Source organism: bacterium (assembly GCA_016702305.1).
In the GTDB taxonomy this organism is placed as follows: domain Bacteria; phylum Electryoneota; class RPQS01; order RPQS01; family RPQS01; genus JABWCQ01.
Genome location: JADJEH010000002.1, coordinates 594,430 through 620,954, shown reverse-complemented (window position 1 = coordinate 620,954; position 26,525 = coordinate 594,430). Strand labels below are relative to the sequence as shown.

The 26,525-nt window shown below is 57.6% G+C and carries 25 protein-coding genes and 1 tRNA gene; 7 read left to right on the top strand and 19 right to left on the bottom strand.

What is annotated here, in order from left to right:
* Positions 1–2 precede the first annotated feature (2 nt).
* The 7 genes from IPH10_07130 to IPH10_07100 are packed head-to-tail and all read left to right on the top strand — an operon-like array spanning position 3 to position 10,073.
* Positions 3–2,852 (top strand): hypothetical protein, encoded by a 2,850-nt coding sequence (locus tag IPH10_07130; protein ID MBK6910694.1) that lies wholly within the window; start codon positions 3–5, stop codon positions 2,850–2,852.
* The gene (locus tag IPH10_07125; protein MBK6910693.1) at positions 2,852–3,769 is read left to right on the top strand and encodes a hypothetical protein; all 918 of its coding nucleotides are present in this window, start codon (positions 2,852–2,854) and stop codon (positions 3,767–3,769) included. Before IPH10_07130 ends, IPH10_07125 begins: the two co-directional genes overlap by 1 nt.
* Entirely contained in the window at positions 3,769–6,327 is a 2,559-nt protein-coding gene (locus IPH10_07120; GenBank protein ID MBK6910692.1) for a hypothetical protein, read from the top strand. Before IPH10_07125 ends, IPH10_07120 begins: the two co-directional genes overlap by 1 nt.
* The gene (gene rsmA / locus IPH10_07115; protein ID MBK6910691.1) at positions 6,324–7,148 is read left to right on the top strand and encodes a ribosomal RNA small subunit methyltransferase A; all 825 of its coding nucleotides are present in this window, start codon (positions 6,324–6,326) and stop codon (positions 7,146–7,148) included. The genes IPH10_07120 and rsmA overlap by 4 nt, the downstream gene beginning before the upstream one ends.
* A 6-nt stretch (positions 7,149–7,154) precedes the next feature.
* A complete protein-coding gene (gene recO, locus IPH10_07110; GenBank protein MBK6910690.1) occupies positions 7,155–7,847 on the top strand; it encodes a DNA repair protein RecO in 693 nt (230 codons plus the stop codon).
* A gap of 15 nt (positions 7,848–7,862) precedes the next feature.
* Positions 7,863–9,275, top strand: coding sequence for a glycine--tRNA ligase (locus IPH10_07105; GenBank protein MBK6910689.1), 1,413 nt, complete (start codon positions 7,863–7,865; stop codon positions 9,273–9,275).
* Positions 9,276–9,311: 36 nt separating this feature from the next.
* A complete protein-coding gene (locus tag IPH10_07100) occupies positions 9,312–10,073 on the top strand; it encodes a DUF1295 domain-containing protein (GenBank protein MBK6910688.1) in 762 nt (253 codons plus the stop codon).
* A 68-nt stretch (positions 10,074–10,141) separates the two neighbouring features.
* Here the strand turns inward: IPH10_07100 and IPH10_07095 are convergent, their stop codons facing one another.
* The 19 genes from IPH10_07095 to IPH10_07005 all read right to left on the bottom strand — a co-directional run bounded on the left by IPH10_07095 (position 10,142) and on the right by IPH10_07005 (position 26,518).
* A complete protein-coding gene (locus tag IPH10_07095; GenBank protein ID MBK6910687.1) occupies positions 10,142–10,588 on the bottom strand; it encodes a 50S ribosomal protein L9 in 447 nt (148 codons plus the stop codon).
* A gap of 14 nt (positions 10,589–10,602) precedes the next feature.
* On the bottom strand, positions 10,603–11,082 hold the full coding sequence (locus tag IPH10_07090; GenBank protein ID MBK6910686.1) for a single-stranded DNA-binding protein: 480 nt from the start codon (positions 11,080–11,082) through the stop codon (positions 10,603–10,605).
* 77 nt (positions 11,083–11,159) lie between these two features.
* Complete coding sequence (rpsF, locus tag IPH10_07085) at positions 11,160–11,624, bottom strand: 30S ribosomal protein S6 (GenBank protein MBK6910685.1); 465 nt, start codon at positions 11,622–11,624, stop codon at positions 11,160–11,162.
* A 68-nt stretch (positions 11,625–11,692) separates the two neighbouring features.
* Positions 11,693–12,268: an aminoacyl-tRNA hydrolase gene (locus tag IPH10_07080; GenBank protein ID MBK6910684.1), complete on the bottom strand. Its 576-nt coding sequence runs from the start codon at positions 12,266–12,268 to the stop codon at positions 11,693–11,695.
* A 12-nt stretch (positions 12,269–12,280) separates the two neighbouring features.
* A complete protein-coding gene (locus tag IPH10_07075) occupies positions 12,281–12,907 on the bottom strand; it encodes a 50S ribosomal protein L25 (protein ID MBK6910683.1) in 627 nt (208 codons plus the stop codon).
* Between the two features lie 28 nt (positions 12,908–12,935).
* Positions 12,936–13,955 (bottom strand): ribose-phosphate pyrophosphokinase, encoded by a 1,020-nt coding sequence (locus IPH10_07070; protein ID MBK6910682.1) that lies wholly within the window; start codon positions 13,953–13,955, stop codon positions 12,936–12,938.
* A gap of 68 nt (positions 13,956–14,023) precedes the next feature.
* Positions 14,024–14,096 (bottom strand) — tRNA-Gln (locus tag IPH10_07065).
* Between the two features lie 15 nt (positions 14,097–14,111).
* Positions 14,112–14,414, bottom strand: coding sequence for a septation protein SpoVG family protein (locus IPH10_07060; protein MBK6910681.1), 303 nt, complete (start codon positions 14,412–14,414; stop codon positions 14,112–14,114).
* Positions 14,415–14,461: 47 nt separating this feature from the next.
* Positions 14,462–15,379, bottom strand: a complete 918-nt coding sequence (gene ispE, locus IPH10_07055) for a 4-(cytidine 5'-diphospho)-2-C-methyl-D-erythritol kinase (protein MBK6910680.1) — start codon at positions 15,377–15,379, stop codon at positions 14,462–14,464.
* A gap of 81 nt (positions 15,380–15,460) precedes the next feature.
* The gene (locus tag IPH10_07050) at positions 15,461–17,755 is read right to left on the bottom strand and encodes a polysaccharide biosynthesis tyrosine autokinase (GenBank protein ID MBK6910679.1); all 2,295 of its coding nucleotides are present in this window, start codon (positions 17,753–17,755) and stop codon (positions 15,461–15,463) included.
* Between the two features lie 2 nt (positions 17,756–17,757).
* The gene (locus IPH10_07045; protein ID MBK6910678.1) at positions 17,758–18,894 is read right to left on the bottom strand and encodes a flippase-like domain-containing protein; all 1,137 of its coding nucleotides are present in this window, start codon (positions 18,892–18,894) and stop codon (positions 17,758–17,760) included.
* Positions 18,895–18,906: 12 nt separating this feature from the next.
* Positions 18,907–19,521, bottom strand: a complete 615-nt coding sequence (locus IPH10_07040) for a hypothetical protein (protein ID MBK6910677.1) — start codon at positions 19,519–19,521, stop codon at positions 18,907–18,909.
* Complete coding sequence (locus IPH10_07035; protein ID MBK6910676.1) at positions 19,505–21,847, bottom strand: DNA translocase FtsK; 2,343 nt, start codon at positions 21,845–21,847, stop codon at positions 19,505–19,507. The genes IPH10_07040 and IPH10_07035 overlap by 17 nt, the downstream gene beginning before the upstream one ends.
* Positions 21,834–22,565 carry a 2-phosphosulfolactate phosphatase gene (locus IPH10_07030; protein ID MBK6910675.1) on the bottom strand — a complete coding sequence of 244 codons (732 nt, stop codon included), beginning with the start codon at positions 22,563–22,565 and terminating at the stop codon, positions 21,834–21,836. Before IPH10_07030 ends, IPH10_07035 begins: the two co-directional genes overlap by 14 nt.
* A gap of 14 nt (positions 22,566–22,579) precedes the next feature.
* Positions 22,580–23,665, bottom strand: coding sequence for a glycine cleavage system aminomethyltransferase GcvT (gene gcvT / locus IPH10_07025; protein MBK6910674.1), 1,086 nt, complete (start codon positions 23,663–23,665; stop codon positions 22,580–22,582).
* Positions 23,666–23,733: 68 nt separating this feature from the next.
* Positions 23,734–24,648 (bottom strand): substrate-binding domain-containing protein, encoded by a 915-nt coding sequence (locus tag IPH10_07020; GenBank protein ID MBK6910673.1) that lies wholly within the window; start codon positions 24,646–24,648, stop codon positions 23,734–23,736.
* Entirely contained in the window at positions 24,641–24,871 is a 231-nt protein-coding gene (locus IPH10_07015) for a hypothetical protein (GenBank protein MBK6910672.1), read from the bottom strand. Before IPH10_07015 ends, IPH10_07020 begins: the two co-directional genes overlap by 8 nt.
* A gap of 21 nt (positions 24,872–24,892) precedes the next feature.
* Positions 24,893–25,642, bottom strand: coding sequence for an energy transducer TonB (locus tag IPH10_07010; GenBank protein MBK6910671.1), 750 nt, complete (start codon positions 25,640–25,642; stop codon positions 24,893–24,895).
* 132 nt (positions 25,643–25,774) lie between these two features.
* Positions 25,775–26,518: a TonB family protein gene (locus IPH10_07005; GenBank protein ID MBK6910670.1), complete on the bottom strand. Its 744-nt coding sequence runs from the start codon at positions 26,516–26,518 to the stop codon at positions 25,775–25,777.
* Positions 26,519–26,525 lie beyond the last annotated feature (7 nt).

The following is a 26,525-nucleotide window of genomic DNA, read 5'->3' as shown; positions in this document are numbered from 1 at the left end:
TATTGTCAATAATTTGCGCATTCGGTCAACCTATCTCGGTCCACGAGATTCAGTTTACCGATGCGCCAGACGGCGCCTCGCCGCTTGTCGGTCAAACAGTTGAAGTCACAGGCCTTGTTTCGGCCTACGGCTTCGGCAGCTCCAGTCTCCAGTTTTTCATTTCTGATCCTGGCGGCGGTCCGTGGAGTGGTCTGCTGGTGTTCGATACGCAGCCACGCACGCTGGCCGTAGGCGACTCCCTCACCTTGCGCGCCACCGTTGCTGAAAGCGGCGGCCAGACGCGCCTCAATGCGCCTGAGCTTTTGAGTGGACCCACGGTCGCTGTCAACCCGATCTCTGCCCACGCGGCAACGACCGGAGGGGTCAGTGAACCGTTGGAAGGCGTGCTGATTGAACTCACGGATCCGGTTGTTACGGAGATTGTGAGCGGCGGGTTCATCGTCAACGACGGCAGCGGGACGCTACGCGTTCGCGAGGGCTTCGACTTCCTCTATGAGCCGTTCCTGGGCGACACGCTGCAGTTCCTGCGCGGTATCATCTCCTACTCGTCCAATGAGTTTTCAATCAACCCGCGCGGTGACGGCGACTTTGGCTTTGCGTCCAACAGACCACCACTGATCAGCGGCGTCACGCACGCACCAGAGCGTCCTACCGGTGTGGAACCGGTAACGGTCACGGCGCAGATCAGTGACGACAACAACGAACTTGCCGAAGTCGTGACCTACTACCGCTTCGGAGCCAGTGGCGAGTTCGCGCCTGCGCCGATGTACGATGACGGTTTGCACGACGATGGTGCAGCCTTCGACGGACGTTGGGCGGCACGCCTGCCAGCAGGCCCCGAACGCTCAACGGCGCAATACTACATTTCCGCCACGGATCTCGATGGTGCACGCGGTCTTGCGCCGGCTGATGCACCCACGACGACCTACAGCTATTTCATCCGAACGATCAATCTCTCGATCTTCGATATTCAATTCGTGGACAGCCCAACAGGCGGTCCGTCACCCTATGACGGCCAGATTGTCACTCTGACCGGTATCGTCACGGGCACGAATTTCGATGGCGGCAGCTTCTTCATGTGCGATCCGGGCGGCGGACCGTGGAGCGGCGTACTCGTATTCAACCCTACGGCGACGCCGGCCGAAGGCGACTGCGTGCTGGTGACGGCTCGGGTGCAGGAGTATTTTGATCTCACGGAACTGTCGAGCGTGTCCAATGTCACGATTCTCGGCCCGGGCGTTATTCCGCCGCCAGACACGTTGCATGCGGGCATGCTGCCGGATTCCAGCGAGGCATATGAAGGGGGGTTCGTGTGGATCGGACCATGTGTGGTGACCAGTGTTGACGACTATGGTTCATTCAACCAATGGAACGTGGAAGATGCATCCGGCGAAGGTGTGCTGCTGGGTGACTTCGGATTGGATTATACGCCAGTTGTGGGAGACAGCTTTCAGTTTATACAGGGCTGCGTCACATTCAACAGCAATCCGGGGCACATGATCGCACCGCGCCGCAATGAAGACATGGGTATTCTGGACCGTCGTCCGCCCGAACTGTTGATCGCGGAGACTGTGACCGAACACAATGTCAACTTGCGCTTCAGCGAACGGCTGGCCGACGACGTGGCCGGAGATCTGGAGCGATTCGCCATCGTCGAAGTGACGAATCCCGGTTTCCCCACGATGCACATTGAGTCTGCCCAGCTTTTCAGCGACGGACGAACGATTCAAATCGAGACGCTTGAATCGCTGCCCGCTACAGCGGCGTATGAAGTTACGGTCACCGGCATCCGGGACGCTGCGGGCAACGTGTTGGACGAAGCCTCGCTCGGGTTCGGCGGCTACTCCGAAACTGAAGTCACCCTGATTGCGGATATCTACAACGACTTCCGCTCGTTCGAGGGGATTCCCGTAACACTCCGTGGCGTCGTTAATTTCGTGCAAGATGTCACGACATCGAGCGGTTCGCGCCGCATTTCAGCGTTCATTCAGGACAACAGTGGACGCGGGTTCAACCTGTCGCAGACCGGCGCCGCGAGTACATTCCCCGGAATTCAGCGCGGAAATCTGATTGAAATTACCGGCGTCGTCAACGAATTCTCCGGTTCGATCCAAATGGGCGAATTTGCGGCGGGTGCAAACTCGCCCGACGTGCGGGTCCTTTCAGAGAACCAGCCATTACCTGCGCCGATTGTTATTCGGACGGGCGATATTCGGACGCAGTCACAAATCGTGCGCGTCTCCGACCCCGTGCTGCGCGGCTCGGGCACTTGGTGCGCCGCGACGGGATATGTAAGACAAGTTGATGAAAATGTCGGCGGCGGCACGAACATATTCCTCGATGACGGGTCGGGCAACCTGACGATTCGCATTTGGGATTCGATGTTGCTTGACAGCGTGTACACCGATGAATCATGGGTGCGGCTGGGAGATTTGGTTAACCGCCGCGTGACGATTGCCGGACCGTCTTCGACGTTTAGCGGTGACTTCCAGATGTTGGCCGGGTATGCAGATGATTTCACCGACCCTGATCCTGCCGGTGCGTCTACCGGACGCCTGATACTCGACGTGCCTAACCGCGCGTTCGCTCCCGACATTGGCCAGACGTTCCCGATAACGTACGACGCTCCGCCAGCGGGAGCCGTACGGCTTCGACTCTTCAATTTGCGAGGCCAGTTGGTGCATACACTCGTTGACAAGCGCGCCGGCGGACCACAGACAATTGAGTGGGACGGCCGGGACGATCTGCGTGAGCTCTTGCCGTTGGGAACCTATATCCTCCACCTCGAATCCATAGTCAAGGGAGAGACGGAGTCCGTCACGAAGCCTGTCGTCGTGGGGACCCGCCTGTGATGAGAATAACCGTACTTCTCCTGTTGGTGTGCGCGCTGACCGTTACGACACGCGCGCAATTGATCTCAAATCCACATCTGCCGACTCCCGCCGCGCAAGGCATGGGCGGCGCATTTACCGCGGCCGCCCGCGGCAGCGATGCTGTGCTCTGGAATCCGGCCGGGCTCGGGATGAGTCACGGCACCGGCGCGCGTTTCGCGTATCATCAACCGTACAGCACCTCCTTCCTGACGCATGTCGCCGGGTCGGGCTACACGGTTCTACCGCGGAAGGCCGGTTCAATCGGCATCGCCATTCAGAATCTGAGCACTCGGCTCGGCGGCGAGACGATTTCCGGTGAAACGGAAATCGCCTTTGCCCACGGCATTCTGCTGCAAGAAGACATTCACTCGGCGCTGAGTTTCGGCTATGCGATCAAGGTCATTTCCTGGTCCTTGGGTGAGTCGGTCGCAGGTTCTTCGGGACCCGTGAATCTTGGCAGCGCAAGTGCGCTGGGAGTGGACTTGGGCGCGACCGCTAAAGTTTGGGACCGCTTCGTATTAGGCGGCACGATCCACAACATCAATCACCCGCAGATGGGCTCAGACCTTCAGCGCGACCTGCCACGCTCAATGTCCGGCGGCGTGCAGTACGAGCCGTATTTCGGCGTCAAGACGACGTTTGACATCGAGCGCCGCTTGGAAGGCGGCACCGTCTTCAAAGCGGGCGGCGATATGCAAGTCGTCAAGCCGTTTCATTTGCGCGTCGGCGTTATGAGCAATCCGAATATTTTTACGGCTGGTTTCGGTCTGTTCTTCCGCGATATGGTCGTGGACTACGCGTTCCTCTATCATCCGGTTCTCGCACCCTCGCATACGTTCAGCGTTGGCTTTGACGTACCCCGCACGCTGGGTCAACTGTGGAAGCCGGGTTCGTGATGCGCCCAGCCATTCTTGCGCTGCTGCTCATTTGCTGTGCAGGCCGGGGCCTCACGGCCGCGCCGCTCGACCTGAATTCGGCGACCCGTGCCCAGGTGGACTCCTTGCCGCTCACTCCAGATCAAGCAGATGCCATCTGGGAGCGGCTGCTCTACGAAGGTCCGTTCAAGAACCTGTACGAAATCGCAGACTTGCCGCAGATTGACGCGAACACACTATTCAACCTCCGCGATCTCGTGCGCGTCAATCCACCGCGACCCGGTGATGACCGGATGGACCGCATTGAAGACGCGTACTATCGTATTGAGAATCTGGGCACCGAAGAGGGTACGAACGTCGGTCTCGTGGACGAGTGGATTGATCGCATGCTTGAACCCATGAATGTCAACGACGCTTCTCTTGACGAGTTGATGGATTTGCAGAACGTCTCCCCTGCCGACGCGGTCGCAATCTACAATCAGGTTCGCTTGCAGGGCGGGATTCGCGGTGTGCGCGATCTGCGCGCCGTGCCCGGATTGTCCTCGTGGGGCTATCGCAATGCGCGGAACTACTTATCGTTCGATAAGCGCGATTCCCAGAGGGCCTTGCACGGCGCTTACACTTTCCGCGCCTATGACACGCCCTTTTTCGCCGACGAAGAGTTGGCGATTGATCCCGAGCTGTTGGTGGACCCGACGCCTGATGTCAGTCATAAGCTGCGCGTCAACTACGCGGGAAACTACAAAGCCGGCGCGATGTGGCATCGCAGCCTCGGAGAGCGCACATTCTATTGGGACGTGGCTGACGCTCAGATTCCCGAGATGAAATGGTTCGGCGGCGTCGAGAAACAACTGCTCGGACCGGTGCACCTCGATCGCGCCTACGTGGGTGACTTTCAAATCTCGCTGGGACAGGGCGTCGCGATGGAAAGCGGCGACTTCTTCAATCCTCGCTATTCCGGATTTGGTTTCGACAAGCGCCTGACGGGCATCGCGCCCGACCTGTCGCGCTCGCGGGAGTACACGCTGCGCGGAGCGGCGGCGGAAGCGTCGTACGGCAAATTCAAAGCGATCGGCTTCGTTTCCTCGCAGTTGAAAGACGCCATCCTGAACCCGGACGGATCGTTGAACCGGTTGATTTCCATGGTGCCACGCGATGACCGGGACATCTATCCGACGGCGCAAAAATTGGAAAACGGTGACACTGCGTATGTTGCGGCCTTCGACGGCAAGCAATCCATGATTGACGCCGTACGCGAGGTGGCGTTGGGCGGTGAGCTCGCTTTTCGTCCGTTGGTGGGCTCGTCAATCGGGCTGATCGCCACGGAATTCGCCTATAACCGCCCGATTCATCCTGCCCTCGGTCAGGCATATCAGTTCGACGCAGTAACCCGCGGCGGACTCGACACGACGGTCAACATCTACTCTGTTATTGACGCGCAAGAACGCGACGAAATCGCCGACAATCAGATGAACGGGGAAATCGTTCAGGGCCATTATTCAGATGTTGACGGTTCACTTTGGGGAGACGCGCGCGGCGTGCGCCGGACGTTTGGCCTTGATCTGATGCAAGTGGTCAAGAATTACACCTTCCAGGTTGAATACGCCGAACTTGAACAGAATGGTGGTGTGTTGCGTGTCGGAGACGATCCGCATGGGTTGGTTGCCGCTGCGCACGCGCAGTGGAATTCTTTGACGATGCTGGGCGTTTACCGTGATTACAGCATCGGCTATGATAATCCTTATTCACGCGGATTCGCGAACTACGCGCGCTACAACGGCACGACCTACGAAGATGAGTTCTATTTGGCGACCGCGACGTTTGCGCAGCTTGAGCGAAACTCACCCTCGCCACAAGCCGAACAGGGCGTCTATTTGGAATCGCGTTTTCAAGTCTCCCGCCCGCTGCTGCTCGTCGCGGAACTGGACAACTGGACGCGCGTCGCGGATCAGGCCGACTACTATCGCTGGGTGGGTAAACTGACTTATCGCCCGGTCTGGCCGATCCAATTGCGACTTCGCCAGAAGCTGCAAGGCCGTTGGAATAGCAACCCAACACAGCCCGCCGGATTCCAGACTTACGAGAACCGCATCAACCTTGAGTATCGTCTGTCGCGCTTTGACGAGTTGGAGCTAATGTACTCGAGTGGTTATACGCGATTCACTCCGCGCCCGCGGTTGATCGGCACGCCGGATCCGACGGGCGAAAGCCCGATTGACGCGCAAACCGCGTCGCCGCAAGAGGCCGTAGGTATCGAGGTCACGCACAATTTTTCGCCCGCGCTTAAGCTCAAGACGGCGTGGTTGATGTACGACGGCTTCTTGTGGAACTTCGAAGATACCGAGTTCGTCGTCGTGGACGGCAAGTCAACGCGCTGGTGGGTGTCGCTCACCAATCGGTTCTCTAATGCGTTGACCGCACGCGTCAAAGTATCGGGTGACAGTCCGAGTACGCAGACCTTTAGGCAGGCGCGCGACGGCAATAGCTATCCCGACCCCGTGCCGGGCCGCGCCTTCGGCGGCGACAATGTTGCGCAGCGGACGCTGTCGTTCCGCGTGCAGCTCGACTATCTCTTTTGAGCTATCCCCCGCTGCCCAAGAAGAGCCTCGGTCAGTGTTTTCTGACCGAACGACGCTACGCTCAGGAAATCGTCGCGGCCCTCCAAGTACGACCCGGCGACACCATCATTGAAGTCGGTCCGGGACGCGGGTTTCTAACTGAATTGCTGGTGGAGACTCCGGCGAAAATCATCGCCATTGAAATTGATGACCGCTTGCAGGAATACCTGAACGCGAAGTTCGCACGATTCGAGAACTTCAGTCTCGTGCATGACGACTTCATGGAATTCGACCTGCACGGATTGGCGGGAACGACTCCGCTAAAGGTCGTGGGCAACCTGCCGTACCATTTATCGAGCGGCATAATTTACAAGCTGCTGGAGCACAATCGCGCGGCGCGAGAAGACGCAAGTTTGCCGTGGTTCTCGCTGGGTGTCTTGATGATGCAGCGCGAGGTGGCCGAACGGATGGTCGCGCGATCAGGGTCGCGGACCTATGGCAAGCTCTCGGTGTTTGTCCAAGCTGAAGCAGTAGTGGACCTGCACGTTATCGTACCGGCCGAGGCCTTTCGCCCACGCCCGCAGGTTGACGGAGGCGTGGTGCGAATGGAATTCGTGCGCCTGCCCGAGCACTACCCGACGGATTACAAACTTTTCGAGCGCGTCACGCGCTTCACGTTTTCGCAGCGGCGCAAGATGCTTAAATCAACGTTGTCCCAACTCGCGGGCGTCCACCCGTTTTGGCAGCAGATCGAATTTGACTTCACGCGGCGGCCCGAGACGCTTGATGTCGCCGAGTGGTGCGAGCTCACCAATGAGCTGGCGCGGCGTATCGGAGCGTAGTATCGCATGAGTACGCTGGTGCGTGATACGGCGATTGTGCTGCGGTGCATCCCGTACAGCGAGACGTCGCTCATTCTGACCGTCTTCACCGTACACTACGGCAAATTGGGTTTGATGTACAAAGGTGGACGGAGAAAAGTCAAGACGGGCACCGCGCTGGCCATCGAGCCTGGCTATGAAATTGACGTCGTGTGGACTTACAAGGCGTCGCGCGAGCTGCAATTGGTGCGCGAACTGACATTGAATGACTCGCATTACGCGATCCGCGAATCCCTGGAGTCCATGGCGATCGGCGGTGCGTTAGTCGAACTGCTTCTGCGGTCCCTCAGCGATGAGGACCCGCATCCGGAATTGTTCGCCGGCGCCCAACGGGTGTTGCGCGAGTGCGAAACGGCCACTCCCGCGAGATGGCCGGTCTTCTGGAAGAATTACATCGTTCTGCTCGATCGCTTAGGATTCGCCCTGAGCGAAACACAATTGGCGTTGCGCGGGCCGGCGCGGCTTGGCCCGGAGTCCGCGGCACTGATGCGGCGGCTGCTCGCTGTGGATTTCGAGATTGCGGGGCGCCTGCGATGCTCACCGCAAGCTGAGCGAGAGATCACACGTTTTCTATCCGACTATCTGTCCGAGCACCTGCATGCTCCCGCCCAGCCGCGCACCATCGATGCGCTGCACTGGGTACGACGCACTTCATCGTAATCATTACTCCCTGCCATGGCACCCAACATCATGGACAAAGTCGTCAGCCTGTGCAAACGGCGCGGCTTTGTTTTTCAATCTTCGGAAATTTACGGCGGTCTGGCTTCGATCTGGGACTACGGTCCGCTCGGAATCGCGCTGAAAAACAATATCGCCAATTTCTGGTGGCGCGAGATGACGCAGTTGCACGACAACATCGTCGGGCTCGATGCGTCTATTCTCATGCATCCGCAAGTTTGGAAGGCGTCCGGCCACGTGGATGGCTTCGTGGATCCGCTGGTGGACTGCAAGCAATGCAAAGCGCGATTCAAGGCTCAAGACCTGATCCGGCAATGGCGTGCCAAAAAGAAATTGGCCGCAATCTCGAATGATGAAATCCCCGATGGCGGGGAAGGTGATCTCGTGCATTTGGCCAAGGTGCGCTGGACCGAAGCGACTTGTCCGGCATGCGGCACGACGGGCAACTTGACCACGCCGCAGCAATTTAACTTGATGCTTAAGACGTTTCTCGGCCCGATGGAAGACAGCGCCGCCGTCGTGTACCTGCGCCCGGAAACTGCGCAGGGAATTTACGTCAACTATCAGAATGTTGTCAATACAGGACGAGTGAAGCTGCCTTTCGGCATTGCCCAGATCGGAAAGGCATTTCGCAACGAAATTACGCCGGGGAATTTCATCTTTCGTACCCGCGAATTCGAACAGATGGAGATGCAGTTCTTCGTCAAGCCCGATACCGCGACGGAGTGGTTAATGACATGGCGCGACAAGCGATTTGAGTATTACAAAAAGCTCGGCATTCGTCCGGAGAAGCTGCGCTTGCACCAGCACACGCCGCAGGAGCTCGCTCACTATGCGGCCGACGCGTATGACGTCGAGTACGAGTTCCCGTTCGGTTGGCAGGAGATTGAAGGTATTCACAATCGCACGGACTTCGATCTGAAACGGCATACGGAATTCTCCGGTAAAGACCTGAGCTACATGATCGAAGACACCAAAGAACGGTTCGTGCCCTACATCGTCGAAACCTCGTCAGGATTGAACCGGACGCTTCTGACGTGCCTGGTGGACGGCTATTACGAGGATACACAGGACGGCGAAACGCGTACCGTGCTGCGCCTGTCTCCGGCGATCGCACCGATCAAAGCGGGCGTGTTCTCGCTTGTGAAGAAAGATGGGTTGGCCGAGATTGCCGATCAACTGGCCGCCGACTTGCGCAAAGTCGGCACGGTCTTCGTGGATCATTCCGGTTCGATAGGCCGCCGCTACCGCCGCATGGACGAGGTCGGCACGCCATGGGGCATTACGGTGGACTACCAGACGAAAGAAGATCAGACCGTGACGCTGCGTGAGCGTGATTCGCTTGAACAGTCGCGCGTCAAGATGGCTGAACTGCCGGGTCTCATGGCGGCCCGCATACTTGGCGTATAGATCAACGCGGCCGCACAGCGCGGCAGGAGAGAATTGATGCTTAAGATCGAGATGTGCCGCCACGGGCAGTTCCTGTTTCGACATCGCACTTACTTGCCGCTCGTGCTCGTACCTTTCGGTATTTGGCAGATTCTCCAGTATGATAGGTATGTCGGTGGTTCGCATGACTTCGACCGGATTTGGGACTGGGCGTGTTTCGCTCTTGCGCTCATCGGCGTTGCCGTCCGATTTATCTCGGCCGGGTACGCGCAAAGCGGAACATCCGGACGCAATGCCAAGTCTGGACAGATTGCCGATGCCTTGAATAGACGTGGTATGTATTCGCTCTGCCGCCATCCACTCTATTTGGGCAACCTGATCATGTACACGGCGATATTGTTGTTCACGAAGTCGCCGTGGTTCGCCTTGGCCGGAGCGCTGGCGCTGTTCATCTATTATGAACGGATTATCGCGACCGAAGAAGATTATCTATTCGGGAAATTCGGCTCCGCGTATACCGATTGGTCCGCAACCACACCCTGTTTAATTCCGAAACTCACCGGTTGGCAGAAAGCGGGCATTGCATTCTCAGTCCGCGCGGGACTTCGCAGTGAATTCTATTCGGTCGCGGCGGTCGTCGTCTCTATGTATATTCTGGACATCGTGGAACACTACGCGGTCGAGAAGACATGGCGAGCGGACACCGAATGGAACGTACTGCTGGTCAGCGCCCTGGCGATTTACTTCATCCTCCGCTTCTTGCGCAAGAACACGTCGCTGCTGGACGAACCTGGGCCGCGTGTCGAAGCACAGGCTTAGAGAACCGTATTGCAAGAACAGAAAAAGCCCGGCCATAAGCCGGGCTTTTTCGATCACACAGGGCCGCGTTAGCTATTGGGCACGACGTCCACGGTCACCGTTGCGATGACCTCGCGATGAAGTTTGACAGCAACGTTAAACTCGCCCAAATGCTTAAGCGGTTCGTCCAATTGAATCTTGCGGCGGTCAATTTCGTAACCGCGTTCCTTGATCAGCTCGGCAATATCCGAAGACGTTACGGCGCCGAACATGCGATTCTCCTCGCCGACTTGGACCGACTTGAGCAGGCGCAATCCATTGATCTGCGCGTACACATCACCGGCCTTGCGACGTTCCTTGAGATCCCGCATCTGCAGAACCTTGCGCTCCTGATCGAGACGCGCCAAATTGGCCTTGTTGGCCGCGAAAGCAACTCCGCGCGGGATAAGATAGTTGCGAGCATAGCCCGGCTTGACCGTGACCAGATCGCCTACTTTTCCCAGCGACTCAAAATCCGTACGTAGAATGACTTGCATCGGTGTATCGTTCGTTATGGCTTGTTCAGAATTATGTTCTGGTATGTGAAGCGCACGTGGTCGTGATCATCCTCGGCATGCGGATGATGCGCCTCGTCGTCCTCCACGGTGTCCACATGGGCGTGGACGTCCGACTCCGACAAATGGTCGCGGCGATTCAAGAACTGAATCCGGCGCGCCTTGATCTCCACCCAACTGCGAACCGTCCCGTCCTCGTTGGAAAAACTCCGGCTCTGCAATTCCCCCTCGACTAACACCGCGCTGCCCTTGTGCAGATTCTCTTTGCAGCTTTCAGCGAGTTTGTACCAGGCGACGATGCCGATGAAGCAAACGTCCTCCTTGATGCGACCGCTCGAATCCTTAAACTTGCGGTTCGAAGCGATCGTGAAATTCGCGACCGGCACATCCGAGGTTGTCTTTCGAAACGTGGGGTCCTTAATCAGGTTGCCCGCAATGATGACGCAATTGATATCCGGCATTTTGTAGTCCGCCATACATTCTCCCTCTGGATCCGACCAATTATTAAAGGAAGAGACGCCCTCCCTACAGGCGCCTTCCCCCGTCGTGTGGACTATGCAGTGCGCTCGTCTGTCGCTTCGTCGGCTTCGGCTTCAACCGCCACGTCAATCGCCACATCCGCCGTCGCTTCGACGATGGCCGTTGCTGTTTCGGTCACTTCTGCAGGCGCCACTACTTCCTTGGCAATACCGAGCGACTGCACGGATTCCTCGTCAACTTCAGGCACGCGTTCCGGCTCGACTTTCGTGACGAGGAAACGCAGCAATGATGTGGTCAAATGAAGCAAACGATCCAATTCGTGCGTGGCCTTGGCGCTCAAATCGTACACCGACAGCACGTAGGTTCCGTACTGGCGATGGCGAATTTCATACGTCAAGCGACGCTTGCCCCAGCGCTCCCAGCGACGGAATTTGCCGCCTTGGTTGACCACCAGGTCATGGATCTTGCGCAAATCGGTCTCGACTTGCTCAGGTTCGATATTCGGGTCAAAAATGACGATGAGTTCGTACGTGCTCATGTGGCTTGCTATTCCCTTTGGTCTTGAGGCCCGCGACGCTGCCTAAGCTCGCGAGCAGGGTGATTGAGTTACTCTGATTCCGACAATATGTTGAAGCGATTCATTGCCGCTTCCAAACCGTTGCTTAACCAATGCTCTATCGCATCAGCGCCGCGAGCGGCCAGTTCACGAAAATTGTCCAATTCCTTGCCGCGCTGTTTGCGCAAAACGTAGCTGCCCACATCCGCACCGGGATAACCGCCGCCAACGCCCATGCGGAGTCGCGGGAAGTTGTCGGTACCCATCGCTTGCAGGATCGAGACCAACCCTTTCTGCCCGCCTCCGCCTCCCGACGCGCGAATCCGCATACGGCCGTACGGCAGGTTTACATCGTCACATACGACGATCAAGTCGGTCGGCTCGATCTTGTACCAGCGCAGAGCGGCCCCAACGGGACGACCGGACAGATTCATGTACGCGAGCGGTTTGACCAGCACAGCGTCATGCGCTGCAGGCAACTGCGCCACCACTGTCTCCGGAACCGGGCCCTTCTTGAAGGCGGCCCCGACGCGGCGCGCCAGTTCGTCCGTCACCGCGAAGCCGATGTTGTGCGGCGTATCCTCGTAGTCCGAGCCAGGATTCCCCAGCCCTACAATCAGCCGCACAGGATCTCCGCGCTACTTATCTTCGACCGGCTTCTTCTCGCGAATGACTTCAACTTCCGTCGGAGTGTCACCCGGCACCGCGTCGCCCACTTCGGCCTTCTTTCCGCTGACATGAACGATGACTGCGTGCAGTTCACCGTGCACCGTCACACCGTCAATCTTGATGTCTTCGAGACGAATCGCGTCGCCGACCTTCAGTTCCGTAACATCAAGGTCAATGTGGCTCGGCATCGCATCGGGCAGACATTCGACTTCCACTTCGTAAACCACGACGTCCAAGACACCGTTCTGCAGCTTCACGCCATACGGTACGCCGACGGCGCGAACGGGAACGTGAACACGGATACTCTTGGAAAGATCTACGCCGAACAGGTCAACATGGACGAGGCTGCCGAATACGGGATGACGCTGAACTTCACGGATAACACAGGGCAGCGTCGAACCGTCTAGTTTCAAATCGAGTACCGTCGTCTCCTTGCGAAGCAGACGCGCCAATTCGATCTGATCGAAAGACACGTACTTCACTTCACGGGACGCGGTGTAGTAAACGCCCGGCACGCGGCCGGTCTTGCGCAATTGATGGCCCTTGGGCTGATTCGGAGTGCGCGCTTGCGCGGAAAGTGACAGATGCTCAGACATGTTGGGTATATTGAGATGAATGAAAATACTAATCGTTCGAGATCATCCCGGCGAGCATTTCGAGCTGCGCCGTGTCCACCATCATTTCCCGAGTCTCTTCATGATTGTCGAGAAACAGGTGGCTGATGGATTCTTCTTCGTGAATACGGCGAATCGCGCCGGCAAATAGCTTGGCCGTCGAGAGCTTGCGCAGTTTGTTGAATTGATGTTCCCGCGGAGTCGGCAACGTATCGCAAACCCACAGTGCGGTCATCGGACTGGCCTCAATGCGATCAACCGCCTGACCGGATAGCACCGGGTGCGTAATCGCGCCGTAAATGTCGCGGCACCCGCGGTCTTTCAGCATGGCTACCGTAGCCGACAGTGTACCCGCCGTGTCCACGATGTCGTCCACGATCAGGCAATTCTTGTCGCGCACGTCGCCGATGAGATTGAGGGCGACCGCCTGATTGGGTCCCGTTCGGTACTTGTCCACGATCACAAACTCGGTCTTCATGTAGTTGGCGTAAAACCTGGCCAACTTCGTCGAACCAACGTCCGGCGCAACAATCACCAGATTCTCAACGGGATGCATCGTGAACAGATCAATGAACAGACGCGATGCCATCAGGTGGTCGAAGGGGATATTGAAGAACCCCTGAATCTGCGGTGCGTGCAGGTCCATCGTTAGAATGCGATGGATGCCTGCGGCTTGCAACAGGTCTGCGACGAGTCGCGACGTGATGGCGACGCGTGGTCCGTCTTTACGGTCCTGACGGGCATAACCATAGTAGGGAATGACCGCCGTTATCCGCCCGGCCGATGCACGCTTAGCCGCGTCAACCATGATTAGGAGCTCAAGCAGATTCTCCGCCGGAGGGCAGGTCGGCTGCACCAGGAAAACGTCCCGGCCGCGTATGTTCTCCTCGAACTGAACGCCTATCTCACCGTCAGAAAATCGGCTGATCTTCACTTCGCCCAGACCACAGCCCAGGCATGCGGCGATCCGCTCGCCTAACTGGCGATGGGCCGTGCCGCTGAAAATCTTGAGTTCGTAGCTGCGATACAAAGGGATTCTCCGTTACACCGTCAGCGACGCCCGCTACCAATTCACTCCGAACGCCGACATCCGTCTCGCTGGGGCGGAAGGACTCGAACCTCCGAATGGCAGGACCAAAACCTGCTGCCTTACCAACTTGGCGACGCCCCAATATTGCCCTCGTGACTACTCCATGCTATCGGCGTGGCCGGGGGCTGCGGCACGCACTTCGGGATCATTGGCCAATCGGCGGTACTCGTCTAATACCTGAGTCTCCAATTGACGGCGAAACTCGTTCGTTATCGGATGGGCAATGTCCTTATATGTGCCATCTTCGAGCTTGCGGCTCGGCATGCACACGAAAAGGCCATCTTTGCCTTCGATGATCTTCAACCCGCGAATGACAAACACGTCATCAAACGTGATGTTGACAAACGCCTTCAACTTCTCTTCTTCCCGAAGATTGACATGAATCTCGGTAATGGTCACGATTCACCCCTTGCTTCCCATGCAGGTATGACCTTGCCCGATTCGGGCTATCTCTGTCGTGGGCGAGCGACCGGTTGGCACACCTGGTATCGCCAGCCATTCCCTATATCCGGCAACTCCCGTGCGGCAACGTGAGCAGCCTGTTCAGACTCAAATATTCCGAAAAGCGATGACCCACTGCCGGACAATAGAGAGACACTCGCCCCACCGCGCAGCAGGCAATTCCGCACAGCTCCTAACTCGGAATGAGCTCGGAAAACTATGTTTTCTAAATCGTTACATGCAGAAATTGGGGTATGTAACCCCTCCATTCCTGTTGGTAGCAGAGGATTAAATATAACATTCTTCTCAACTTCTGTCAAGGGAAACCGGAATTGGGAGAATGCCCATGCCGTATTGACGCCAAACGGGGGTAAAACGACCAAAATAACCCCGGCAATGGCTCCGTCAAGCGACGTGATCTTGTCACCCCGCCCTGTACCGCGAGCCAGGCCGCCGTACAGGAAGAACGGGCAATCCGCCCCCAGACGGCCGGCCAGTTCGTCAAGCCGACTGATGGGCCAGTCGAGGCCCCAGAGGCGGTTCAAGCCCAAAAGCGTTAGGGCGGCATTGGACGAACCGCCGCCAACCCCACCTCGTAGAGGCAGGACCTTGTCCAATCGAATCCGTGCCTGACAGGGCCGCCGTGCCTCCTCCGCCAGTAGCCGGGCTGCGCGCGTAATCAGATTCGAGTTATCCACAGGCAGGTCTGCCCCAACCACTTCCAAGCCAAAGTCGTCAGCCTCTGCAATATCCAACATGTCAGCCCAGTCTAACTCCTGGAAGATCGTATCAAGAGCATGATAGCCATCCGGCCGTTTGCCAAGGACACGCAAACTCAGATTGATCTTTGCGGGCGACCGCAGAGACAGGCCATGCGCGTGTTCAGTTAGATCGGGGTAGGGGCGTAAGAATGGCGCGGACATTAGGAGTGACGGCGTGAAAAATGAGCGCTCCGCCGCGCGAACGCAGCGGAGCGACAAACGCGTGCAACCGATGCAGTGTCACTACGTGGCGTCGGTGACGTCAGGGGAAGCCGAATGCCGGCGTCCGATCTTCTTCGAAGATTTCTTTTTCTTCTTGTCGCCCGATTCCGAGCCGTAGTAGTAATAGTACTGGTAGTAATGGAAGTAGTAATAGTACGACCCGTACATTTTCTTAATGTCTAGGCCGTTCAACACCACACCCAAAACATGCGAACCAACGCTTTGAATGAGACCCATCGCGCGTTTCAACTCGCTGCGGCCGGTCATGCCGGAACTCACGACAACAATGGTCGCGTCGGCACGTGTCGTCAAGATCGCGGCATCCGTAACCGCCACAACCGGCGGGCTATCGAGCAACACGACGTCATACCGCGCCCGCGCTTCGTCGAGGAAGGCGCGCATTCGCTCCGACGCCACCATCTCGGCCGGGTTCGGTGGAATATCCCCTGCCGTTATCAAATCGAGATTCTCGACTTCGGTCCGTTTGATCACATCGTTGAATGCCAGCGATCCGATCAGCACGTTGCTCAGTCCATACATCTTGTCGGCATTGAAGAAGTTGTGCAAATTGGGACGGCGCAAGTCGCTGTCCACTAACAGCACGCGCGAACCCATTTGCGCAAAGGTGATCGCCAGATTGACACAGGTCGTGGACTTACCCTCTTTGGTCGCCGACGACGTCATGAGGATCACTCGCTTCGGATTGTCAATATCCGAGAACTGAATGTTTGTGCGCAAACTGCGGTAGGCCTCGCTGATGGGCGACTTAGGCGAAAACCGCGTGATCATCTTTGACTCGATCCGCGCCTCGTCCTGCGCTGTCAGCTCCTTGCCTTGCCGTTTCATCCGCCGTCGGATATCCTCGATGTTCACAATCGGAATTGTGCCCAACACCGTCAGCGCCATGCGTTCAAGCTCTTCGGGCGTCTTCAAAGTGTCATCGAGCAGTTCGATCAGAAGCGTAATGCCCGCGCCGAGCGCCAAACCAAACAGCATCCCGAACAGAATATTCAGTTTCTTGCGCGGCTTTACCGGGAATTCGGGCGGTTTGGCCGTGTCCACAATCTCCACGCCCGCTGACTTCGCCGCTTCGCTAATGCGCGCTTCTTCGTATTTCTCGTTCAGGAGCAGATACAGCTCTTCGTTCAACTTGCGGTCACGCGTCAGGCGTGCCAACACAAGCGTCTTCTCGGGCAACTGATCCAAGTCAAAGTCCACGTTGCCAATGGCCTCGCGCAGCGCCTCGGCGCGCGCCGTCAGAGCTTTGATCTCAACTTCGCTCTTGAGAATATTGTCGAACAGCTCCTGCGATGTGCGCAACGGTTCGAGTGAACCCGAGCCGCTCGCGATCTTGCGGACTTCTTCGGCCAGCTTGCCCTTGATCGTCTCTATCTCATTTTCAAGCGCGTTGATCGTCGCGTCCGTTCCGGGCCCCGGATTCGACACGAGCGATGCAAGACGAGTCTGCTTGTCGGCGATTTCGCGCTGCAACGCTTCAATGATCGGGCTCGTTATATTGCTGACGTCCTCGACCAACGAACCACGCACGTCCTCTAACTGCCGCTTCAGGTAATCCATGCGGCGTAATTCGGAATTCAAATCACTCTCTGTAGCGTTGTACAATGCGTGCAATTCCGTGGATTGCTCCACCATAGTGCGCGCTTCGTCGTCGAGCGACGCCACCCCGCGGCTCTCTTTGTACGCCCGCTCCAGCTCCTCAGATTGCGAGAGTTGATCACGCACTACCTCAAGCTGCTGCTCGAGGAACTGGCGAATCTCCGAGATCTCGCCGCGTGCGCTCCGAAGTTTGTAACGGTAGTATTCTTCGGCCACGGCGTTCGCAAGAAAGGCAGCTTCAAACGCCGAAGGAGCGCGCACGGCCACCTTTAGCACGTCGGAATCCTTTAGATTCTCAACACTTGTGCTTTCGCGCAGCTTGCCCACGCGATCGTCAAACGTGATCGTATTGCCTTCGACGTCCGTTTCTCGCATGATATCCAGTTCGCTGCGGTAAGGGGATTCCGCCAGAGAACGCAACACGTCTTCGGCAATGCGGCGACTCCGCATCACTTCCATTTCGTTCAGATTCCGCGATTTGCGAAACGGTACGGGATCAGCATTCCGGAGCGTTGCGTCCACCGGATCAGAATCAAGTATCATCACACTGGCGCCGGCCACGTAGACCGGCTGCATGCGATAAGTCAGATACGTTGTTGCCGCCACAACGGCAAAGAAGCAGCCAATGATGATCCACCTCCCGCGAAACAAGACGCGGAAGTACTCGGAGAAGCGATTGTTGTTGTCCCTGAATTCCAATATCACCTCACTGCTTTCGATGCCTTGGGGCCCACGCCTGTCGGCGGGACATGTCCTTCATCGTCGTTGTTCACTGAAGCGGCTTCGGCGTGAAACGACAATCCGTACTTCCAGAAGAAAATCAAGCCAACCAGAGTCAGCGGAATGTAGTTCAATGCATGCAACAGAACCGCGAATCCGGCGGCGCGATCACCCGGCACTTGAAATAGACTCAGTCCCAGAACGGCGATACCGTGGTACGTACCCACCGCGCCCGGGGCGCCCGGTATCACAAATCCGATGGTCGTCACCATCAGCATCACCAGCACCGAGCCGACAAGGTCACGGTGAATCAACGGATACTCCGCAGACGTCAGGCCGACCGCTGCCATCACAAGATATACCATGTACGCGTACATGGCCCACAGGATGAGCGAACTCACGGCCAGTTGCCAAAAAAGCTCGTGTCGTCCCATCACACCGAGCCCTGCGCTAAACGTCGAGAGTACATCAAAGATTTTTCCGCCGGCCTTAGCGGGCAGAATCCGCAACAGCCACTTCGCCATTCTCAGGGCACGCTCGCGGTCAATGCCTAACCACACGCAGAAGCCGCCCAGTAAGAACGCCGCGGCGGACAAAATGTACGCCGCCGTTTGAATGCCCGGCGGAAGCGGATAGATGATCAACGCCGCCGCCAGATAGGGAACCATATAGACCAGATCAATCAACCGCTCGGCGACGATTGTGCCAAACGCCGCTGGGCGCGACAGTCCCGTCATTTGATGAATCACCTGAGCGCGGTAGACCTCGCCCAAGCGCATCGGCAACAGGTTGTTCGCCATGTAGCCGATGGTCATCGCGCCGTAAGTCGGCAGCAGACGAATCTCGGTCAAAGTCTTCAATGTAATCTGCCAACGCCACGCACGCAGAAGCTGTGTCGCATAAAACACAAAGCCCGCGATCACAATGTAGCCCCATTGGGCATTGGCAATCACTGAACCCAGCTCGCCAAGATTGAAACGCGGCGCGCCGAATAACGCCTCGCCGGGAGCCATGGAACCGTTCACCAGCGAGAGAAAATGCGGCTTAAAAGCCGTCAAGTAAAGAAAGAACCCGCTGATGCCGAGGCTCAGCAATATCTTCGTGGCGCGACGATTCATGAATTCCTATGCTTACTTCGTCCGAAAATCAATCACATTTTCCGCCGGAACGGCGGGGGGCGCGAACAGACTGCTGTCCAGTGTCACCGCTTCATGCCACATCAATATCTCGTAGCTGCTGGTCACACCCTCGTCCCCAACAAACTCAATTCGCTTCGGAACACGACGGTTCGGCGCAAACAGCATGTTGACCTGACCGCTGACCTGCGCCGAGGCCGCGTCGAGCACAAGCAGAGTATCGCCGTCGGCTTGCGACACCAGATCATAAGGCGAAAGTTCGCGGTTCAAACTGAGCAGAACAACTTCCGGCGTCCAGCCTGCGCGCCCCTCCGCATCTTCGAGAAGCAGCGTCACTTGTTCTTTCAACAGTCGCCACTGCTCGCCGTTGACTTCGCAGTGCGTCCACTCAGGAGTGTCGTGATAAAACCCGTCCGGTCTCCTGAATGCCAACCGGCCCTCAAGCCCTGCCTCGGGAAATTCCGGCCCCTTAGCCCGATAGCCGATTTCAAGCGAAGGCAAAGAGCGCAAATGGCGTTCCACTGCCGCATAGTACTCTTCCGCAGCGCTGGCCGCTAACAGCCGGGAACAGAGCAGAAGTGGAATGATTACTTTAAGAATGCTGCTCAAGGTCCATGAGAGTTTGCTCGTCGGCGAGCACTGCGCGCGCTTTGGAGCCGTCAAACGGCCCAACGACGCCTGCGCGTTCAAGCTGGTCAATCAGGCGAGCGGCGCGACTGTAGCCAACCTTCAACCTGCGCTGCAAGATTGAGACGCTGCCTTGGCCCGTACGCACGACAATTTTCGCCGCCTCAAGGAAGAACGGGTCGCGACCTTCAAACATACCGTCGGTGGACGCCCCGCCTTCGCGCTCTTCCTGCGGGTCGAGCGGCAAAACGAGCTTGTTCTTGGGCGACGGCTGCTTGCGGATGTGTGTGATGACGCGGGTAATTTCCGCTGAGGTCAAGAGGGCGCCTTGTACGCGCTGCGGTGCCGGATCCTCGGGATGCTGGAACAGCATGTCACCTTGACCGAGCAGCATCTCTGCACCATTCGTGTCCAGAATCGTCCGCGAATCCACTTTCATCGCCACGCGAAACGCAATTCGTGCGGGAAAGTTTGCCTTAATTACACCTGTAATGACGTCAACAGACGGTCGCTGCGTGGCGACGACAAGGTGGATGCCCACGGCGCGGGCCAATTGCGCCAAACGCGCGATCGGTTCCTCAACTTCACGCTGTGCTGTCACCATCAGGTCGGCCAACTCGTCAATGATGACGACGATGTATGGAAGAATCTTGTCGCCCTCGCGCGGCGCGGCCTTCACCATCTCATTGTACTCGGCCAAATGCCGTGCCCCGCGCTCGGCGAGCAGGTCGTAGCGGCTCTCCATCTCTATCAGGCAACTGCGCAGCACCTTAACCGCTTCGTCGGGCTTGGTAATAACGTACTCGCTTAAGTCGGGGCGGCTGGTCAAATGATGATTGCGAAGTTCGTTGTACGCGGCCAGTTCAAGCTTCTTGGGGTCCACCATGACAAACTGAACCTCTTCGGGAGTCATGCGCAATAGCAGCGATGTGATAATCGCGTTGACGCAGACTGACTTACCCGACCCTGTCGTTCCGGCAATCAGCAGATGCGGCAGTGATGCCAGATCCGCGCAGAGAATCTCACCGTTGACCGTGCGCCCGAGCGCGATATTCAGTTTGGACTTCGCCTGATGAAACTGCGGTGACTCGACGACTTCGCGAAATGTAACAAGCGCGGGTCTGGGATTGGCCATTTCCACACCGACGGCGGCCTTGCCCGGTATCGGCGCGAGAATGCGTAATCCGCGGGCGCGCAGCGCCAGAGCAATGTCATCCGACAAGGCCTCAATTCGCGCGACTTTCACACCCGGTGCTGGTGCTAACTCGAATTGCGTAATAACCGGACCGGGGTTAACTTGAGTGACAGCGGCCTTGACGCCAAAAGTCTCCAGACTCTTCTCAAGGAGTTGCGCATTGTACTGCTGCTCTTCGGCAGTCATGCCACCGGCTCGATCGGGACTCGGTGCGTTGAAACAATCAGCCGATGGAAAAACATAACCCGATTCATCATCCACAGAGATCACCGTCTGCTCAGGAGATCTGGCAGTTACGCGGCGTGCGCCAGTGACCGGATCAATTTCTTCCCCGAGATTGTGAATCACTCGCCCCGGCTGACCGTCCGCCTGTGCTGCGGCGGGGTAGGCCTTGACAACCGGCGCGCCGCCCTGCATTGCGTCTATGTTGATTTCAGGAATCGCTGCTTCAGTTTGAGCTTGACGCGTGAACAGGCGCTTCAATAGTCCCCAGGCCGGGACGATTGAGGCCGCAGGCAACGCCCGCGCGCGTCCAGCCAGTTGAGCGGTTTGTTCGGCGCCGCGTTCTACCCATTCAGCAAATCCCGCGACGGTCATAATAAGACCCACGAGCAATAGCATCACCATAATCAGCGTGGCGCCGAATCGGCCTGTCCCCGCAATCAACTGTTGCGCGGTCCAATATCCGAGTTCGCCGGAGTGAACATAGTAGTTCGTGACGCTGTCGCGGTGAATCAGATCGCCGAGCACTCCAATCGTCGTCGCCGACCAAACGCCGAGCGCAAACGTCCATGCGGACAAGATGACGGCGCTGCGGCGCGAATGCCGGCGCAGCATCGTCCAACCCCAGATTCCGAACAGGAGCGGCACAACGAGCGACGGCCAACGCCCGAGAAACAGCGGCGCCAGAAACGCCGAAACGTATTCGCCGAATCGGCCCGCCGCATTCTGCGCCACCGAGTCGTCTTTGTACGGAAAGTCCAACTGTGAGTGGCTGACGATGGCCACCGTCAAGAGCACGGTCAGGCAAAGCAACACGATGCCCGCGACGATGGGAGTCGTCGAGCGCGGCGCCGCCGCCAATGGCTGCGAGGTGTCTTTACGAGCCGCCATTCAGCTTGGGTACTTTGATCTTTCCTTCAATCAAGGCCGGTACAATCTGGTGTATGTCCACGCGCGCGCAGTGTTCGAGATCGGCTTCGAATCCGAGTCCCGCAAGGTACTTCCCGTGATAGCTGCCCTTCACGACCTCGCTGATTTGCGAACGATAGTATTTGAATAGGTCCAGCGCGGCATGCGCGCCGTCATTTCCAATCGTGCCGCCGGGAAGTAGTCCGTCAACAAGTTTGCCCGCGCACACAAAATCCTCGAGCGAGAATTTTCCGTTACGGCCTGAACAGATGACAACCACATCGAGCCCGATATCACGAGCCCGCGTCACCACTGCATTTTGATTGTTGAAACTGCCGACCAGGACGTGCTCGGCAGTTTTTGCGCGCACGAGTGACGGGGAGCCGTTCGTTGAAGCGAAGATGATGGTACGGCCGCCCACCCGGTCAGGCGAATACTCGAAAGGTGAATTCCCCAGGTCAAAGCCCTCGATCAGCTTGCCGTCGCGTTCGCCGCCCAGAACAACATCGCCGCGACCCGCCTTGACGGCAAGCTCACCCGCTTCCGCTGGCGTCGCGACCGGTACGATATCCCGTGCGCCATTCACCAGGGCCTGTGTGATTGTGGATGACGCTCGCAACACGTCAATGACAATCGCGACACAGCCGCGCACGTCGTCCTCATTCCACTCGCGTGGAGTGGGATAAACTCGTAAATTCACGTGTGCTCCGCGCGTCAGTAGGGTCGCTTGTAAAACGGCGGCTTGACCACCACCGCCGGGACCGGCTTCCCGTGACAAACAACGTTGACCTTCGCTCCGATCGCGCTGAGCTCGGTCGGCACGTAGCCTAACGCAATGCCCTTGTTCAGGCAGGGTGAAACCGTTCCGGACGTGACGTGCCCAATAGCTTTACCTGCGTCGTCGTGAATCGCGTAGCCGTGACGCGGAAACGCCGATCCTTCAACCTCTAAAGCGACGAGTTTGCGCGTCAGCCCCGCGTCCTTGGCCTTGACGATCACGTCGCGGCCAATGAAATCGCCCTTGTCAAGTCTGGTGATCCAACCCAATCCGGCCTCGAGCGGATGCGTCGTTTCGTCTATGTCATTGCCGTAGAGACACATCTTCATTTCCAAGCGCAGCGAATCACGCGCGCCAAGGCCGATAGGCTCGATGTCGTATTGCTTGCCGCTTTCGAGAACCGCCCGCCAGACCGCGACGGCGTCGTCATTCGCCAGATAGAGCTCAAATCCGTCTTCGCCTGTGTAACCCGTGCGGGCAATCACGCAAGTGCGACCCAGAACTTTGCCGTGCGCAAAGTGATAGCCCTTGATTTGCGATAAATCCGTCTCCGTCAGCTTGCCCACTACATCCACGGCGTTGCGGCCTTGCACGGCCAACAGTGAGAATTCGGACGACCGGTCGGTGAGCTGCACGTCACCAGCGACATTGCGGCTTAACCAATTCCAGTCTTTTTCGACATTGGATGCGTTGACCACCACCATGATGTGGTCCGCACTTTTGTAAATGAGAAGGTCGTCCACGATGCCGCCATGGGGCAGGCACATGCAGTTGTACTGCGCCTGTCCTACTGCCATTCCTTTAACATCGTTGACTGTGACACGCTGCAGGAACTCTTCGCGGTCCGCACCGGTCACAAAAAACTCGCCCATATGCGAGACGTCAAATACGCCCACCGTCTGGCGAACGCGCATATGCTCGCCGCGGATGGAATGATACTGAATCGGCATGCGAAAGCCCGCAAAATCCACGAGCTTGGCGCCCAATGCTTCATGTTCGGAAGTCAGAGCCGTCGTCTTCAAAGTTGCTCCGTAATGCTGCGATATATTAATTTCCACACAAACGAAAGCGAGGCCGCAGTCGGTCTCGCCTACGATGTGGTATCTTCGATGGCAAATTGTTCAATGCGATCATCCATGGACTTCAACTGGATCATCCGCACGGGAACCGAAGCGGGGCGGTAGCCTTCGCGCATGACCATCTTCTGTCCGTCATTCGACACCCAGAACGTCAGGAAACCGGCCGCGACATCGCTCTTCATGTGTGTCGTGGCATAGGTGAACGTCGTCATAAACGGCCAGCGGAGCGAGTCCATGATCGTCTTGGCGTTCGCCTGAATGCGCGACTCGCCCGCGGCCCAGCTCAGCTTCTTGAAACCGCCCGCATCCTGCAGTTTCAAGCCGTAAATCAGCAGCGCTCCGGGATCGCCTGCCGCCATGTCCATCATGCGGACATTTGTGGAACACACCACAGCGCTGACGGAATCCAGTCCGCCGAAGAAGTACTCAATCGCATTCCACGCGCCATCGCCGGGCAGTGGAGCATACGGAGTGATTGGCACATCCGCGCCGCCGAATTCCTGCCAGGACGTCGCGCTGCCCAGTAAAATGCGACGGAGGCCGATGCTATCCAAAGCGTCCACGGCCAAACTGTCGTCTACGAGAAGATAGATCGGGTAGTGCGCAATCGGATACGTGAAGAGCTTGAGCTGATGCCCGGCAAAGAAGGCCGACTCCGACGGGCTGAGTGCACGGTCAACGACGATTTCATCGGCCCGCTGATTCACCAGCGAATCAATGAGCGCCTGAGTCGAGTGCTTCCACACTTTGACCGACGCCTCGGGATAGAGATCGCTGTACTGATCCGCGACGTGTTGCGTGATCGCATAGGCCGCGTCGCTCGCGCCGATGCGTGCGCTGCCGCGAGTGTACGAAGTTTCCGGCTCACGATCTTTGCATCCGCTGAGCACGGACACGCACAGCCAGAAAACAGCAAGTCTATTCATCAGGCTGTCTGTCCCAGGGCCGCCGATAGCTCCCGCCGTAGCGGCGATGCTCGCCGCGCGGCATGCGTGAGGCAACAAACCGATGCACGCCCATCAGAATTACAACAACGCCGATGATGGTGCGCAGCCCCGTTTCACGCGGGATCTGCTTGAGAATCGTACCCGAGAGGATCAGCACGCCGAGGACGACAAAGGCGAGTGGTAATAGCCAGCGGACAAGCATCGTGTTGAGAAGAGCTCGAGGTTACTTCACGCTGAATTTAAACGGAATCGCGACCCACACCGTGACCGGACGATTTCCGGCGACCGCGGGGGTGAACTTCCATTTTGGAATCACGCGGGCCACGGCGTCTTCGAAGCCCAGACCGGCCGGATTGACGTCAATCACTTGCCAGTTGTCCACGTTGCCCTGCTTGTTGACACGTACCCACACGCGGACCGTGCCGGATACTCCGGCTTGCTGCGCCAATCTTGGATACTCGGGCTGCGGATTCAAGTCCGCAAGCGCCATCGGCTCAATATCACGGGGGATGTAGGTAGGCGTCACCGGGTCAAAGCCCGCGAGAGTCGCGGTGTCTATTCCACCGCTGCCGCCTGAGCCGGGCACCGCGCTACTGTCTATCGGCGCGTCCGGATCATACGGGCCGCTCAGACTGGGGAGATCCTCCTCGGGTTCGAGCAGCGTGTCCGGCGCATCCGACTCGTTCTCGACGGGCTCCCACACATCTACATCAGGCTTCGCTGGGGGAGCGGGCCGTGACCGCTCGATCACGGGAAGATCGGGCCGCGGCCGGGAGACGATCACCAACGTATCCGAACCGGAACCTGCCAGGCGATCCTCTTTCTCCGGAGCAGGCCAGAGTCCGACGATAGCGAGCAGCGCACTGTGCAAAAATGCGCTAACAACCAACCCTTGGAGCAGATTGCGACCGATGAGACCTTTAATCTCACGGGCTCCAATGACCAATTTCTCCAGCTTCGAACCGGTTTCCATGACACCTCCTTGGCCGTTTTTACGGCACGGTTATGAAACTCCGGGACCCTTTCGAAGAGTTGCCTTGGTTCTAACAGAGCGCAAGACCGCACGACGAAACGCCGCGCGGTCTGACAATCATAGGCGGCGAGACTACTGAACCTTGAAGTTGAACGGAATGGCGATCCACACACCCACCGGATTTCCCTGCTGAATCGCCGGCGTAAATTTCCACTTCGGCAGCACCTTTTCCACCTCTTGCTCGAATCCGAGATCCGGTGGTTTGGCCTGCACGATGCGCCACTTCTTCACTTCACCTTTCTTGTCCACGTAAACTTGCGCCGTCACCTTGCCCGAGACACCGGCGCGCTGAGCCATCTCAGGGAAAGTCGGCTGCGGGCTGTAGCCCTCGAGCGGCTGTGGCGGAACTTCAAACGGGATGAACTCCTCATAGCCGGGGATCTCGCCGTCGCCGGCATCATCGAGCACAAGCTCGACGCCCTCTCCGATTGCCAGCGTGTCGTCGCCGTAATCCTCAACAATGGCCTGCACGAGCTCTTCTTGCTTCATGATCTCAGGCTGATCTTCCACCTGCTCTTCGCTGACTGCAATGGGGACCACGACCTTCGGCGGGGCAAGTTTGGGCCGCTCGATCTTGGGCGGCGCCTGATTCGGATTCAACCGCTTGAGCTTCTCCAAAATGGACGGGTCAACAACCATCACATTGCTCGGCGGAGGAATGTCGTCCTCGAACAATGCGGCGACAATGGGCCCGGCCACCACGGCCGTGTGCACCATGACGCTGATAATCAAACCGCGCACCAGGTTTTTTCCCACCAGGTACTTCAGTTCAATTGAACCGTATTTACCCTTCTCAAGTTCTTCTAAGTAATTCATATGTCAC